The organism is Solihabitans fulvus, assembly GCF_008386585.1.
In the GTDB taxonomy this organism is placed as follows: domain Bacteria; phylum Actinomycetota; class Actinomycetes; order Mycobacteriales; family Pseudonocardiaceae; genus Solihabitans; species Solihabitans fulvus.
The window spans coordinates 1-13,716 of sequence record NZ_VUOB01000075.1 but is presented as its reverse complement, the minus strand read 5'-3'; the positions used below and the strand labels follow the sequence as shown (position 1 = coordinate 13,716).

16 protein-coding genes are annotated in these 13,716 nt (G+C 68.4%); 13 read left to right on the top strand and 3 right to left on the bottom strand.

What is annotated here, in order from left to right; all coding sequences use genetic code 11:
* The first annotated feature begins 91 nt into the window (after window positions 1-91).
* The 6 genes from F0L68_RS35510 (at window position 92) to F0L68_RS35485 (ending at window position 4,113) form a co-directional block, all read left to right on the top strand.
* On the top strand, window positions 92-1,213 hold the full coding sequence (locus F0L68_RS35510) for a radical SAM protein (protein ID WP_149854288.1): 1,122 nt from the start codon (window positions 92-94) through the stop codon (window positions 1,211-1,213).
* The gene (gene tmk / locus F0L68_RS35505; RefSeq protein ID WP_149854287.1) at window positions 1,210-1,863 is read left to right on the top strand and encodes a dTMP kinase; all 654 of its coding nucleotides are present in this window, start codon (window positions 1,210-1,212) and stop codon (window positions 1,861-1,863) included. Before F0L68_RS35510 ends, tmk begins: the two co-directional genes overlap by 4 nt.
* Window positions 1,854-2,696: an endonuclease/exonuclease/phosphatase family protein gene (locus F0L68_RS35500; protein WP_149854286.1), complete on the top strand. Its 843-nt coding sequence runs from the start codon at window positions 1,854-1,856 to the stop codon at window positions 2,694-2,696. The genes tmk and F0L68_RS35500 overlap by 10 nt, the downstream gene beginning before the upstream one ends.
* Window positions 2,697-2,760: 64 nt before the next feature.
* Window positions 2,761-3,258 (top strand): NUDIX hydrolase, encoded by a 498-nt coding sequence (locus F0L68_RS35495; protein WP_149854285.1) that lies wholly within the window; start codon window positions 2,761-2,763, stop codon window positions 3,256-3,258.
* Between the two features lie 385 nt (window positions 3,259-3,643).
* Window positions 3,644-3,796, top strand: a complete 153-nt coding sequence (locus tag F0L68_RS43900) for a hypothetical protein (protein WP_223199428.1) — start codon at window positions 3,644-3,646, stop codon at window positions 3,794-3,796.
* A gap of 8 nt (window positions 3,797-3,804) precedes the next feature.
* Window positions 3,805-4,113 (top strand): hypothetical protein, encoded by a 309-nt coding sequence (locus F0L68_RS35485; protein WP_149854283.1) that lies wholly within the window; start codon window positions 3,805-3,807, stop codon window positions 4,111-4,113.
* 57 nt (window positions 4,114-4,170) lie between these two features.
* Here F0L68_RS35485 and F0L68_RS35480 read toward each other — a convergent pair whose 3' ends face one another.
* On the bottom strand, window positions 4,171-4,368 hold the full coding sequence (locus F0L68_RS35480) for a hypothetical protein (protein WP_149854282.1): 198 nt from the start codon (window positions 4,366-4,368) through the stop codon (window positions 4,171-4,173).
* Window positions 4,369-4,740: 372 nt separating this feature from the next.
* Between F0L68_RS35480 and F0L68_RS35475 the strand changes: the two genes are divergently transcribed.
* Window positions 4,741-5,730, top strand: coding sequence for a DUF932 domain-containing protein (locus tag F0L68_RS35475; protein WP_149854281.1), 990 nt, complete (start codon window positions 4,741-4,743; stop codon window positions 5,728-5,730).
* Between the two features lie 78 nt (window positions 5,731-5,808).
* On the opposite strand, the gene F0L68_RS35470 is transcribed toward F0L68_RS35475, so the two are convergent.
* Window positions 5,809-6,171, bottom strand: a complete 363-nt coding sequence (locus tag F0L68_RS35470) for a nuclear transport factor 2 family protein (RefSeq protein ID WP_149854280.1) — start codon at window positions 6,169-6,171, stop codon at window positions 5,809-5,811.
* Between the two features lie 723 nt (window positions 6,172-6,894).
* Window positions 6,895-7,590 carry an alpha/beta fold hydrolase gene (locus tag F0L68_RS35465; protein WP_149854279.1) on the bottom strand — a complete coding sequence of 232 codons (696 nt, stop codon included), beginning with the start codon at window positions 7,588-7,590 and terminating at the stop codon, window positions 6,895-6,897.
* Window positions 7,591-8,081: 491 nt separating this feature from the next.
* Between F0L68_RS35465 and F0L68_RS35460 the strand changes: the two genes are divergently transcribed.
* From F0L68_RS35460 to F0L68_RS35435, 6 genes are all read left to right on the top strand, one after another.
* Window positions 8,082-9,518, top strand: coding sequence for a ParB/RepB/Spo0J family partition protein (locus tag F0L68_RS35460; protein WP_149854278.1), 1,437 nt, complete (start codon window positions 8,082-8,084; stop codon window positions 9,516-9,518).
* Window positions 9,519-9,831: 313 nt separating this feature from the next.
* On the top strand, window positions 9,832-10,320 hold the full coding sequence (locus F0L68_RS35455) for a hypothetical protein (RefSeq protein WP_149854277.1): 489 nt from the start codon (window positions 9,832-9,834) through the stop codon (window positions 10,318-10,320).
* A gap of 105 nt (window positions 10,321-10,425) precedes the next feature.
* Window positions 10,426-10,785 (top strand): hypothetical protein, encoded by a 360-nt coding sequence (locus F0L68_RS35450; RefSeq protein ID WP_149854276.1) that lies wholly within the window; start codon window positions 10,426-10,428, stop codon window positions 10,783-10,785.
* Window positions 10,786-10,802: 17 nt separating this feature from the next.
* Window positions 10,803-11,690, top strand: coding sequence for a bifunctional DNA primase/polymerase (locus tag F0L68_RS35445; protein ID WP_149854275.1), 888 nt, complete (start codon window positions 10,803-10,805; stop codon window positions 11,688-11,690).
* Between the two features lie 376 nt (window positions 11,691-12,066).
* The gene (locus F0L68_RS35440; RefSeq protein WP_149854274.1) at window positions 12,067-12,324 is read left to right on the top strand and encodes a hypothetical protein; all 258 of its coding nucleotides are present in this window, start codon (window positions 12,067-12,069) and stop codon (window positions 12,322-12,324) included.
* Window positions 12,325-13,361: 1,037 nt separating this feature from the next.
* On the top strand, window positions 13,362-13,716 hold a 355-nt coding region (locus F0L68_RS35435), incomplete at its 3' end, for a single-stranded DNA-binding protein (RefSeq protein WP_149854273.1).

Here is a 13,716-nt window from a genome sequence, read left to right as displayed (position 1 = left end):
TCGACCGAACATCTAGTGAGGCACGCTCGCCAGCCACGCACACATTCCTTGCGGCAGCTACGAACTGGTGCCGAGGACGCGGAGGTTCCCGATGGTCACTGCTCGCAGCATCGCCCAGGACTCGCGCGCCACGTCCTGCTACTTCCGTACCACCGTGGACACTCCGCACCGCAAGGCGTTGGTCCAGATCAACGAGGACTGCAATCTCCGCTGCGCCCACTGTTTCGTCTCCGCCACCCGCATCGGCAAGCAGATGCCCTTGACCGACGTGGTCGAGAAGGTGATCCCCCGGCTGGCCGCCTGCCGGGTCCGACGCGTCACTCTCACCGGCGGCGAACCCACTATCCACCCCGACTTCATGGCCATCGTGCGCGCGTTCCGCACCGCCGACATGGACGTCGGAATCTGCACCAACGCCACCACCCTCGCCGAGGATCAGATCGACGAGCTCGCGAACTTGGGTGTGCACTGCAACGTGTCCCTCGACGGGTTCGCCGCAGACTCTCACGGCAAGTTCCGAGGAGACCGGTCTTCTTTCGCCATCACCGTCGCCACCGTGCGGAGGCTCGGCGCGGCCGGGATCCTGCAAGGGTTGCTGTGCACCCCGAACTCCTTGGCGCAGAACGAGGAGTACGCCACACTCTGCGCGTTCGCCCGCGACAACGGGGCACGCTACGTCCTGCTCAACCCGTTGGGCAGCATGGGTCGCGGCGTCAAATCCCAACGCACTCTCGCCAAGACCACCATGCACATGCAGGAGATCCACGCGCTGACCGCGCCGTTCGACGGCCCCGACCTGGATATCGCGCACATCCGCTTCCCCAACACCGAGGCGAAGCCACTGTCCGGCTGTGAGGCGGGCACGATCATCTACGTGTTCACCCCAGGCGAGGTCACCGTCTGCCCCTACCTGGTCTTCGCCGCAAGAACTCCCGGTTCCCAACACGCCGACACCGAGTTCATCGTCGGCAACATCTTCACAGACCTCGATATCGCGCAGCGTTTGGACGACTACCGCTTCCACGACCGCTACCAGGTCGGCGCCAACACCACCTGCCGGTCATGCTCGATGAACTCCGAATGCGGCAAGGGATGTCCCGCCGCCGTGGTCGCCGGCGGCGGGCGGATCGGCGACCTCGACACCGACCAGTGCCCCATCACCGACCGAGCGGTCGCCGAGGGACGGCGGCTCCTGCCGCTGACACCGGCATGACCGGGCCGTTCGCCGAAACCCGCCGCCTGGCCGGGACTCTGATCACCCTCGACGGCCCAGGCGGCGTGGGCAAGTCCACCGCCGCGCGGCTGGTCGTCGACACCCTCGCCGACGCGGGGCTCCCCGTACACGCCACCACCCAACCCTCGCACACGCCGCTGGGCGACCTGGCACGTCACGGCACCGACACCTACCAAGGGATGGCGCTGGCGTGCCTGTGCGCCGCCGACCGGCACCATCAACTCGACGTGGAGATCAAGCCCGCGCTGCGAGCAGGCAAGGTGGTCGTCTGCGATCGCTACCTCGCGTCCTCGCTGGTACTGCAAGGACTCGACGGGCTGCCCGCCAGCACCGTGTGGCAGCTCAACCACGGCGTGTACCGCCCCGACCTCGCCGTCATACTCACCGCTGACCCAGCCGTCATCGACGCCCGGCTACGGGCGCGGGGCGGACACAGTCGCTTCGAGCGCGCCGAGGACAACAGCGACATGGAGTCCGGGCTCTACGTTCACGCCGTCGTCGATCTCAGCGAGAAGCAGTGGCCGGTGACGACCGTGGACTGCACCACCGACAGCCCCAAGACGATCGCCGCCAGGATCACCTTGGCCATCCACGAGGTCCTGAAGGAGAAGAGCGCGGCATGCCGTTGACCCTGCTCACCATCAACGTCGGCGCCCCATCGATCGAACGCGCCCACCGCCAACTGCGATGGTTGGCCGACCGGCCCGAAGACGTGTTGGTGCTGACCGAGACCAAAGCCGCCACAGGCAGCCATTTCCTGGCGGAGGCGTTCACCGCGGCCGGGTACTCAGTGACCTTCCCCGAACACCCTGTCGGCGAACTCGGCGTGATGATCATCAGCAGGCTCGCCGCGACGGTCGACCCGATCGGCGCGGCGATGGACTATCTGCCCGCCCGCGTCGCCGGCATCGTGCTCGACACCACCGACGGCCCGTTGCGCGTCGTGGGCACCTACGTGCCCTCCCGCGACGCCACCCTGCGCAAGACCGAACGCAAGAAGACCTGGATCGAACGATTCCACGCCGCCCTGGACACGACCGCCTCCGGGGCGCCGCTGCTACTCCTTGGCGACCTCAACGTGCTGGAGCCAACCCACCGCCCAGCCCACCGGGGACAGTTCGCTCCGTTCGAGTATGACTTCTACACAGCTCTCACCGACCGACACGAGCTGGCTGATCTCTTCCGGCACCTGCACCCCGAGAGCATCGAACACAGCTGGGCACGCCGCGCCGACCTGGGCTACCGCTACGACCACGCCCACGGCTCGCCAGCGCTGCTGGCGAAGCTCACCTCATGCGACTACGTGCACGAAACCCGGCAGCCAATGCCTGACGGTTCGCGGCTGACCGACCATTCCGGACTCACCGTGAAGATGACATTGACCGCCTCCACGCCGCTGCTAACCTCGGACCCCATCGCGGCGGCCACCGCACGGGATCAGCCAGAACCGACACTGTTCTGACCCGCACACCTCGTGCGCCGGCTGCCGAACCGACTGCCAGCCGACCACGAGGAACCGTCGCCGGATGTCTGCCACTACCGCCAGTATCACCCCACGAGTCGGCGCCCGCGTCCTACTGCTCGACCCCGCCGACCGCGTCCTGCTCATCCACGCCCGCGACCCCCAGGACCTCAGCCACCACTGGTGGGAGTTGCCCGGCGGCGGCCTGGACGAGGGCGAGACCCTGCACGACGCCGCCCGCCGCGAGGTCGCCGAGGAATCCGGCATCGTCGTGACCGACCTCGGCCGCGAACTGTGGGTACGCGAGTCCCGGTTCCACTACCAGGGCCGCGACCACCACCGCATCGACCACGTCTTTCTCGGCCGCACGTCCGACACAGCACCCCAGGTCCCGCTCAAGCCCACCGAGAACGAGAAAGCCGGGCTGATCGAACGCCGCTGGTGGACGGCCGCAGAACTCCGCCAGTGCCAGGACAAACTCCTGCCCGCCACGCTGCCCGACCTGCTCGACGACCTCCTCGCGGGCCACCTCGCCGATACGCCGCTGTCCCTGGTCGACTAACCGCCCTCCGCACTGCACTACATCGCGGACCGCAGCACCGTCGGCTGACCTGTATCCCTTACTGCCGCGCGTCCGCCGTGTCACTGACAGTGCACAGGCCTTGCGGTAAGCCCCACATCTCAAGCCCGAGCACCGTGCCGGTCGCCGACTCCTAGGTGACCCGACCCACCATCGAGTCTCGATCGAACACGTGTGCGAATCGAATGGTACGTTGCTGCTCATGGACGTGCGCAGCCGGGAAACCACTCGACCTGACGGTGACTTGCGGTATCGAGTCGACCACGTCGGCGCGACAGTGGCTGTGCTTCCAGCGACCTGCAAAGCCGGCCAGCATTCACTCACCGTCACCGGGTATCGCGCCGTCGCCAGCGAGGGCGAACTCCACGTGAGCTGCCGAGCCTGCACCCTCACCCTCGTCGCGGACTCCACCTGGCGACTGACCATCGCCAGGCCCAGCACGGAGCGTGCGGAGCTGGACGACGAGCCCTACCGCGACGTGCTGCCGTCGCCGAGCCGGACACCTGTTCGCCGTCGGTAGGTGATGGTGTGGTCGACAGTCCTTACACCCGGTGGACGGGCGACAACCTTCATGGCAAGTCGAAGGTGCTCACCGCCGTGTGGGTGCACCTGGACGCGATCTACGTCCGCGTCCCTGGCGCGCCCAGCCACGTGATCGACACCGGTCTGGACATGACCGGTGAGGTACCCGGCCGGCTCCACGGCTGGTTCCCGACCGTCAAGGGCGACTGGCTCGGCGTGGTGGACTTCGAAGTCCCCTACGCCGACGGACGCCGAGCCAAGCTGCACGTCACCGACCAACTGGTCCCCGCCTACGCCCTACGCCGCCGCGAGTAACCGAACAGGCGACCAGCAGACACTCCACGGCCCGCACCACGTTCACGCCCAGTGCGACTAAGGGCCCCAGGGGTAGTGCTCGGCGGCGGTGTCGAAGGCCGCGTTCAGCTGACTGTCGGTCAATCGCTCGTCCACGGTGATCGTGGACTCCGCGGCGAGTCCGGTCGTGGCGACCACGGCCCACAACGCGTGAGCGAGGCCGGCAACCTGTTCGTCACCGGCGTGGTCGGGCAAGTCGATCCTGATCGTGCGCACAAACCCATTGTGCTGGCGGGAAAACAGCGACGCTCTGTCGTCACGAGAAGGATTCCTACTGTCTCCCAACGGTTTCACCCCTGCCACATCGACAATCAACAGTCGCTGTCACACCATCGATCATGGCTGCGAGCAGGTTCTTCCTCGCCTCGGCACCCGTGGATGTGGGGGGCGCGCACGCTGACCGACGCCGGCGCTCCCGGTCGAGGGTCCGGGCATCAAAGCCGATCGGGTGAGACCAAGGTCACCAGGGTCGCTGCGCGATCCCACCCGATCGGCTGACACCCGTCCTCCTCGACCTCCTCCCCGGCGCCGGTCCTGGCGAGTGCGCCCCACATCCGTGGGGTGCCGAGCACAGGATCGGAGCACGTGATGAGCCACCAGATCGAGGAGTTCGACGACGACACCGCCGCGTTCGTCTCCCACCGCCAGGACGCCTGGCACCACCTGGGCACCACCACCCGCGACTGCCTCACCGCCAGCGAGGTCATGACCAAGGCCTACCTCGGCGGCTGGAACGTCCGCAAGCTTCCACTGACCGCCCACGACGTCACCCCGACCGGCGTGGTCAACCTGGAAGTGCCGGGAGCGTTCGCCACCGTCCGCTCCCACCCCAAGACCGGGGCGCCCCAACCCTTGGGCACCGTCGGCAACGACTACACACCAGTGCAGAACGAGGAGCATTGCGAACTGCTGGACCTGTTGGTCGACGAGTCCGGCGCACACTTCGAGACCGCCGGCAGCCTGCGCGGCGGGCGCGAGGTCTTCGTGACCATGAAACTCCCCGCCACCCTGCGCCTGGCCGGCATCGACGACATCGACCTATATATCGCGGGGTTGAACTCACACGATGGCACGAGTGCTTTCCGGATCCTGCTGACACCGGTCCGGGTGGTGTGCGCGAACACCCAGGCGTTGGCCATCCACCGCGCGAAATCGTCCTACGCCATCCGGCACACCAGCGGCGCCAAAGCCAGAATCGCCCAGGCCCGGCAGGCGCTGGGACTGGTGTGGCGCTACGCCGAAGCCTTCGAAGCCGAGGCCGAACGCCTCATCACCACGGAGCTGGACATGGTCGAGTTCCAACGGATCATCGACCGCACCTGGCCCCAGGACACGAACCCCAGCACGCGCGCGGACAACAACACCGCACGCCGCAACCACCACCTGCGCGAGCTGTTCACCACGGCAGGCACCCAGGCCGCCATCCGCGGCACCCGATGGGCGGGCCTACAGGCCATCACCGAATACCTGGACCACTTCGCGCCCGCCAAGGACACCACCGTCCGAGCCACGAGGGTGCTGACCAGTGCCGCGGTCGCGGCCAAGAAGCAGCGAGCCTACGAACTGCTGGCGATCTAGCCAGCGGGTGGTGTGCCGGGTCCGCTTCCCTCGGGCCCGGCACACCACCCGCACCTCGTCGGCAGGCGCGATCACGGCTCAGGCCGTGGGGACCTTGTCGAGGAAGCCGTAGACCTTGGTGATGCGGTCGTTCTCGATCACGGCGACGTCAAAGCCGATCACCAGGGGCTCCTGTCCGGGAACGCCCAGGTGCCAAGAGAAGCGTGCGGTGTTGTGGTGCGCGTCCACCGGGCCGCCCGAGCTGAACACCAGGCCGGCGAACTGGGCCTGGGCTCCGGCGATGACCTGGTCGATGACGTCGCGACCCTCGGCGTCCACCAAGGGGTCGGTGTAGCGGGCGTCCTCGGCGAACACCTCCGCCAACACCGCGGCACGCTCGGCGGGGTCGGTGGTGTTCCACGCATCGAGGTAGCGGGCGACGAGGTTCTCGGTGCTGCTCATGGGTTTCGCTCCCTGCTCGGTGCTGATCTCCTGTTGTGCACCAAGCTTCACCCAGCAGGGGTCATCGCGTCGATTACCTCAGAAGTAAGGGCAACCGTGACCGCCGCCACGTTCAAGCGCAGATGACGTTGAGCCGACTGCACGCCGGGAGCAGCGCGCAGTTGTACACCCGGACCCAGTGATCGCGAGCCTCCGACGAGCCAACGTGCCGCATCTGCCGAGTCGAGGAGGTTCACCAGTGAACTGACCGCCGCTGCGGCGGCGATCAGTGCGGCCAGCAGCGGTCACGAGTTGGGCATTCACCCATTACGAGTATCAGGTGCCGAATCCAAGAGGCCCACCGGCACAGGCCAGCGCCGTACGACTCGTTCAGTCGACAATGCCAGCCACGTTCCCCACTACGCCTAGGAACTGGACTGTCAGTGGCCAGTTCGAACTCCCCACTGACGGCCAGTTAGTGGGGAGACAACTGGCCGTGATGCGTTACCGCGAGTGATGAGCTTCCTTGTGGTGGGTCGTCCCCGACACGACCGGAGTGATCGGCGGCAAGCCAACCCGGGCGCAGAACGTCCCAGCAGTCGGGCATCGGAAGCGCGCGGCGGCCTGCGGTCTCGGGGGCTGCCAACGGAATTCGCTGACGTGAGGTTGCGTGGCGTGTGAGCGAGCGACCTTCACCGCGCTTACGCGGATCACCTGCCCTGTGGTCGTCCATATCCGAGCGGATCAGAACCAGTCGTGGAGAGCCGCTGAGAACGCGTCGGGGTTGTCGTTGTGGATGTTGTGGCCGGCGTCGGTGACAATGCTGAGGTCGTAGCCTTCGGAGCGGAGTTGCTCAGCCAGCGTGGTGTCGATCATGGGCTGGGTGTCGCCGACGAGCACGAGTGAGGCCACAGCGGGAGGAACGGCGCGAGGGCCGGGATATTCGCCCGCCACCTGTGTGGTGTTCGGGTCCCAGAGCGCGAGGGCCTTGTGTTTCTCCCGGATGGCTTCGGCAGGCCAACGAGGGTGGAACTTGGCGAGTTGTTCGACGGTCCAACTGCGTTGCCTGATGATGAACTCGACCACGTCCGGTCCTGGTGGGGTGCCCCACGGTGGGTCCTCGAAGACGGCGCGAGCAGGGTGCACTCGCTCAACAACGGCGGAGGCGACGAGCCCGCCCAAGGAGTGCCCGATGATCAGGTCTGGGGTTTCGGGGATCGTGTCGAGCAGTGCGTCGGCCATGCCCGTCAGGGTGTAGTCGTTGCGGTCATGGTGGTCGCTGTGTCCGTGGCCGGGCAGGTCGGGGGCGATGACCCGGTAGCCGTGTTCGGCGAGCATCGGACCGGTATTCCACCAGGACCCGGAGTCGGTGGTCATACCGTGCACCAGGACTGCCAGCCGGGCGCCGGAGCCCCAGGTGCGTGTGTGTAGTCGCGCCATCCTCAGTTCTTTCGTACGGGCCGCATCGCTGCTGGCTTATGGCTATATCCTTGGCGAACACCCAAGATGGTGATCTTCTTCCCGCTGCAACGCAGCCGTTCCAGCCCGATACGCATCAAGCGCCTCGTGCCATCACCCGCCCCTTGACCACCGTCACGTCCGCACCGGAGCGTTATCCCAGCTGCTGTGCTTCAGGCCGCAACGCCCTGAACCTGTTGCTGGGTCTCATGCCTTCCTCCTGCGCCCTCGCCCTTGTGGGGACGGCGCACTCTAGCGGCGTCCACGGTCAGGTCCACCGAACCGGCCCGACCCAGCACGGGTGAACCGGCCTCTCCCCTGGCCCGAGCGGCGCCGGCAAACCGCTGCACGGCTCCGTCGGTTCACGCCGGCTGGGTGACCCAGAACCCGTGGCCCTTCCCTTACGGCCACCGCTGGAGGGAGTGCGCCCCACAAGGGCGTGTTCCGAAGACTCCAGCGGAAGGACCAGAACAATGACCACGACAGAATCACCCGACGCCGCGATCCCCGCGGCCCGGACCGAGCAACCCGCGCCGACACTCCTGCACGTCGACCCGCGCACGCTGGTCGTCGAGGCGAACGTGCGCACCGAAGCCCGACTGGACAAGGACTTCGTCGCTACCATCCGCGAACACGGCGTCCTCACCCCCATCCGCGCCTGGCGCGCCCAGACCGGCGAACTCACCGTGGTGATGGGCAAACGCCGCACCCTCGGCGCGATCGAGGCCGGCTGCCAGACCGTGCCGGTCCACGTGGTCGAGGCACCCAGCGCCGAAGCGGCCAGGATCGTCTTCCAGCTCATCGAGAACGACCACCGCACCGCGCTACGCGACGCCGAACGAGCCCAGGCATACCACCAGCTGTCGCTGCTGGGCATGCCCGCCGCGCTGATCGCGCGACGCACCTGCACCCACCGCAAGCAGGTCGACACCGCCCTGCGGGTCGGGGCCAGCGAGCTGGCCGCCAAGGCCATCGACCGGTTCGAGCTGACCCTGGACCAGGCCGCGACACTGGTCGAGTTCGAGGACGACACCGAGGCCGTCAAGGCACTCACCGTCGCCGCGAAGAAACGCCCCGACCAGTTCGAGCACATCGCCCAACGCCTGCGCGACGAGCGGCGCGACACCGCAGCCCGCGCGGACCTGGCCGCCCACCTCGCCGAGGCCGGCGCCACGGTGATCGACCCCATCAGCCACGACGACCACAAAGCCAGGCGGCTGGACGAACTCCTGGTCAGCCAAGAGGTCCCGTCGGCGTTGACACCGGACGTCCACAAGGACTGCCCCGGGGACGCCGCGTTCGTCAGCGAGCAGGGCTGGGGTGAACACCGCACGGTCGTGGCGGTGTTCGTGTGCCGGGACTGGCAGGCCCACGGCCACATGCTGCGCTACCCCACGGCGACATCCGGGGTGAAGCAGCCCATGACCGAGGCGGACAAGCTCCAGCGCCGCACCACCATCGCCAACAACAAGGCGTGGGACTCCGCCGTCGCGGTCCGCGAGCGGTGGCTGACCGGGTTCCTGGCGGGCAAGACCCCACCAAAGGACGCGCAGCGGTGGATCGCGGTCATGCTGGCCAAGGGCAGCCACGCACTGCGCCGGGCGATGGAGGACGGCCACGCCACCGCCGCGAAACTCCTGCGGTTGCGGACAAAGCCCGCGACTCCTGCGGCTGGCGCGAATCCGGTGTCGGTGGCCGCGTCGAAAGCAGGCCCGGAGCGCGCCACGATGATCACGCTCGCCGTGCTGCTGGCGGGGTTGGAGAAGGCCGTCACCCGAGAAGCATGGCGCAACCCGACCGAGGCTGACCGGGACTACTTCACCGCGCTGCAACACTGGGGATATCCACTGTCCGATGTGGAGCAGCTGGTGATCACGCCGCCAGTCGGCGTTCAGCAGGACGCGCAGTAGGCCTTGGTGGCGGGGCCGTCCTCGTACTGGGGCGGCTCCGCCACACCGCCCGCGCACCCGTTGCCGTTGAGGGCGGCGCACTCTCAGCGCCCTCTCGCGGCGCCGCCGATGGCCCGATGCCCGACTCAGCCGGGCGAACTCGGCTCTCGGGTTCTCTGGTTCGCCTCGCGTGAGCCACGCCGGTTCACGCCGCCTGAGTGACCACCGGTCCCCCGCCGCTGTGCGTCGCGGGCGCTGGACCGAGCGCGTCCCAACGGCCCCGGGGGCGCACAGCCCCTCGGCCGGTCGACGTCGACCCGAAGGACGGCCCGTCATGACCCCATCCACGGCTGCGCAGTCGTTGTCCACCGCAGTGGTGTCGATTGTGTTGCGCGCTGCCGGAGTCCTCCCCATCCGGATCATTCCCCACGCCCAGGGCACTCCCGAGCGTCAGGTCGTGGCCATCATCGGCGACCTCATGCTCACCGTCACCGACATCGAGCTCGCCCGGCGGTTGCAGCGGCAGTGGGCGGCCACATACCCGCTCTCGAAGAAGGCGCCCAACGTGATGCCGGCGCTGGCGTGCCGGTTCTGGCTACCGGCCGACCCCCAGCGACGTCCAGTGGCCGTCAGCCTGAAGTTGTTCAACACCACGACGATGTCCGCCCAGTGGGCTCCCGCCGAGCAGCAGACCGCGACGCCACCACACCTGCGGGTCACCCTCGACCGAGTGGTCTGGCAGGTCTGCGACCGCACCGCGTGGTCCCAGATCAACCGGGTGTTCTGGGACATCCGCAACTTCCTCGAAGACCACCCCCGATAGACACGCCACCTCGGGGGTGCGGGCGGATGTCCACACCCCCGAGGTTGTCCACACCCCAACCAGTTCCTCGATCCGTGACCGGTTCTCAGCGAGAGGCTGGACACCATGACGACCAACAACATCACACCCCGCTCGCACACCACGCACGTCGCGATCGACCCCCCGGTCGAACACCACTGGACGGTGCGTTCCGGCCGCAGACGCGCCACCGGAACCGAGCACAACCACCGTGCCGCACTGATCGCCGCGCTCGCGGCGGCCCGCGCGTTGATCCTGCGCTACGACCTGGTCGGCGTGACCGTCATCGTCGACGACGACGCCATCGTCATCAGCCCCGGACGCACACCCGCCGGGATCAATCTCACCGGGTTGGACCGTGCGCTGATCGAGATCGTGCAGGCCGCCACCGGCCACCTCGTCGCCGCCGAGCTGGCCGAACACGGACCAGCTCCATACCCTCGATAGCGAAAGGAGACGCCACCATGGCTACCAACCCTCCAACACCCACCACGCGCCGCCTGCTGCGTGCCGCACTGGAGGCCGCCGACCGAGGCTGGCACGTCTTCCCCCTGCGGCCCCGAGGCAAACGACCAGCGCTGCGGGACTGGGAACACCACGCCACCACCGACCACGACATCCTCACCACCTGGTGGGCGACCACGCCGCACAACATCGCCGTCGCGACCGGTCCGTCGTCGCTGGTGGTCGTCGACCTCGACGCCGCGCACGGCCAGCAACCACCACCCGAGTGGGCAGCGCTCGGCGTCACTCACGGCAGCCACGTCCTGGCCGTACTCGCCCACCGCGCCGACGCCCCACCATCCATCGCCACCTACACCGTGGCGACACCGACCGGCGGACTGCACCTGTACTTCACCGCACCGCAGAACCCCGTGTTGCGCAACACGGTGAGCACGTTGGGATGGCACGTGGACACCCGCGCCGCCGGCGGCTACGTCGTCGCGGCCGGCTCGACAGGTGGCCAGGGCCGCTACACCGTCACCGACCCGAGTCCGGTCGCCCCGCTGCCCGGCTGGCTCGTCACAGCGCTGACACCACCACCGGTCACCGCGCACGCCAACGCACCGGCCGGCAACGCCGGTGCCTACCTGCGCGCCATCATCGACGGCGAAACTCGGCGAGTAGCGCGAGCCGTTCCAGGCACCCGCAACCAGGAACTGTTCAAGGCCGCCGCCACCCTGGGCAACCTTGTCGCCGGCGGCGAACTCGACGACGCCACCGCCCTGTCGACCCTGCGCCGGGCCGCCGCCATCCACATCGGAGTCAACGACTTCACCCACGCCGAGATGGACCGCACCATCGACTCCGGCCTCCGCCGCGGCAGCCAACACCCCCGCACCCTGAGCTGAGTGCCGTCACTCGAGCCGGTCAGCCTTCCCTGTCGACCCTGACCGGCGTGCTGTCCAATCGATGCAGCGTCATTGCCAGGCCCAGCGTCGGTGGAACGCCCGGAGGCCAGCAGAGCGGTACGGAGGCGAGCGGCGATGAACCCGGACCCAGCACGCCCCCGCGAACCGGTCGCGCCGGCCCCGCCGTCGCCTTCCTGGACCACGGTGCCGGTCCACGCGGGCGTGCGACCCCGGAACCCCCGCCGTCCCTTCGGGACCCCCGCACCGCCCCGCTGAGGCGAGCCGCGTCCCACCGACGCCGAGCCCACAGGACCCGCCACGGTCGGCCAGCTCCTCGGGCGGCGTCCGGTTCACCCAGCACAGGGAGGCATCCGTCATGAGTCGCCATGTCCTCACCCCGCTGCCCGACCGCGACGTCTGCGAAGTCGTTGCCGGTTGGGACGAACGACTGGGCACCTACTTCTCCCAGGTCATGGTCCAGACACCCGAGGGCGAGATCAGCTTCCCCGTCCGGACCGGACTCACCGAGACCGTCATCGATCCAACCGTGGTCCTCGACGCGATCCGCGACTACGCCCATATCCCCGAGCACTTCCACATCACCTTGCTGGTCGACTGCCTGGTAGGCCAGTAGTCGATGGTCGGGTCCGGTCCCGGCGGCCGGACCCACCAGCACCTCACGCCTCGGCGCCTCGCGATGGTGAACCCAGTGTGTCCTCGCCACGAGGCCTTTCCTACCCCGGCCGCAGACGTGGCCGCGCTGGGATCGCGCCCGAGTCGCGACGACGACCACCCGTCGACGCCGGCCCTCACCTCCGCGGCCTCCGGAGGCCGTCAAGGACGAACCCGACCTACCGGGTGCGGTCGAGGGCAGACGTCGATGAACCCGGCCCGCACCAGCCCAAGCAAACCGGCATCTCCCGTGTCAGTGGTGCGCGCCGGTTGTGGTGTGGCCGGTCCAGCCGGGCTGGCGACCCGGAACCCCGCCGTGCCTGCGGGACTCCCGACCGCACCTGGTGACAACGGTTCTCGTCCTGGACAACTCCAGAGAGGAAACGGCCGTGAGGACCCACAAACGCCCTCGCCCGGCCGCCCTCGCCTGGCTATGTGGACCTCGGCTCTGCCGCACCGGCTTCATCGAACGCGCCCAGATCGAGCGCCTGAGCAACGACGAACACCTCGGCCAGTGCCTCGACTGCCACGACCGCACCCACCCCATCCCACCCGGTGACCCACGCGGGGCCAACCCCAACCAGGGCCGAACCGCTCACCGTGTTCGACAACCCGCCACCAGCACGAGGAACCACGTACGCGCACGCGCCACCAGACGACTAACCGCGCTCGCTCCGGCAGCGCTAACCGGAGCACTGCGGAGGCACGCGTTCGACGGGGGGCGCGACGACTTCTCGATCACGGTGCGCCGCCGGGCTCAGCGCGAGTGGACCGCCCCCAGGGTCAGCAGACCGGCGCGGAGGCAAGCGCCGATGAACCCGAACCCGGCACGCCCCAGTGAACCGGCCCACCCCTGACCGTCCCTCGAGTTCCCGCTTGTCGCGGCCGGTCCACCTCGGGCATGCGAGCCCGGAACCCTCGACGTCCCTTCGGGACCCCCACACCGCCCCGCTGAGGCACGCCGCGTCCCACCCACACCGAGCCCACCGGAGGCCCGTCATGAACGAGCAGACCATCCACGGCCACATCACCGCCGACCCCGTCATCCGCTTCGCCAAGTCCGGCTGCACCGTCGCCACCTTCACTATCGCGGTCAACCGCCGCCGCTACACCAACGGTTCCTGGTCGGACCTGCCGACGGTGTTCCACAACGTGGTGTGCTTCGCGCAGCTGGCCGACAACGTCGGCGCCACCCTCCACAAGGGCTTCGCGGTGACCGTGTCCGGGGAGTGGGGCGATGACTCCTACACCCCCGACGGCAGCGACCGCATCATCCGCCGCATCAAGTTCGAGGCGAACGACGTCGCGGTGAGCCTGCGGTTCGCCACCGCCGCGCTGCCTGTCAAGTCAAGTG

Bases quoted from the DNA above. Each gene is read 5' to 3' on its own strand.
- F0L68_RS35510 (WP_149854288.1), top strand. From the start codon at position 92: ATGGTCACTGCTCGCAGCATCGCCCAGGACTCGCGCGCCACGTCCTGC.
- tmk (WP_149854287.1), top strand. From the start codon at position 1,210: ATGACCGGGCCGTTCGCCGAAACCCGCCGCCTGGCCGGGACTCTGATC.
- F0L68_RS35500 (WP_149854286.1), top strand. From the start codon at position 1,854: ATGCCGTTGACCCTGCTCACCATCAACGTCGGCGCCCCATCGATCGAA.
- F0L68_RS35495 (WP_149854285.1), top strand. From the start codon at position 2,761: ATGTCTGCCACTACCGCCAGTATCACCCCACGAGTCGGCGCCCGCGTC.
- F0L68_RS35475 (WP_149854281.1), top strand. From the start codon at position 4,741: ATGAGCCACCAGATCGAGGAGTTCGACGACGACACCGCCGCGTTCGTC.
- F0L68_RS35470 (WP_149854280.1), bottom strand. From the start codon at position 6,171: ATGAGCAGCACCGAGAACCTCGTCGCCCGCTACCTCGATGCGTGGAAC.
- F0L68_RS35465 (WP_149854279.1), bottom strand. From the start codon at position 7,590: ATGGCGCGACTACACACACGCACCTGGGGCTCCGGCGCCCGGCTGGCA.
- F0L68_RS35460 (WP_149854278.1), top strand. From the start codon at position 8,082: ATGACCACGACAGAATCACCCGACGCCGCGATCCCCGCGGCCCGGACC.
- F0L68_RS35455 (WP_149854277.1), top strand. From the start codon at position 9,832: ATGACCCCATCCACGGCTGCGCAGTCGTTGTCCACCGCAGTGGTGTCG.
- F0L68_RS35450 (WP_149854276.1), top strand. From the start codon at position 10,426: ATGACGACCAACAACATCACACCCCGCTCGCACACCACGCACGTCGCG.
- F0L68_RS35445 (WP_149854275.1), top strand. From the start codon at position 10,803: ATGGCTACCAACCCTCCAACACCCACCACGCGCCGCCTGCTGCGTGCC.
- F0L68_RS35440 (WP_149854274.1), top strand. From the start codon at position 12,067: ATGAGTCGCCATGTCCTCACCCCGCTGCCCGACCGCGACGTCTGCGAA.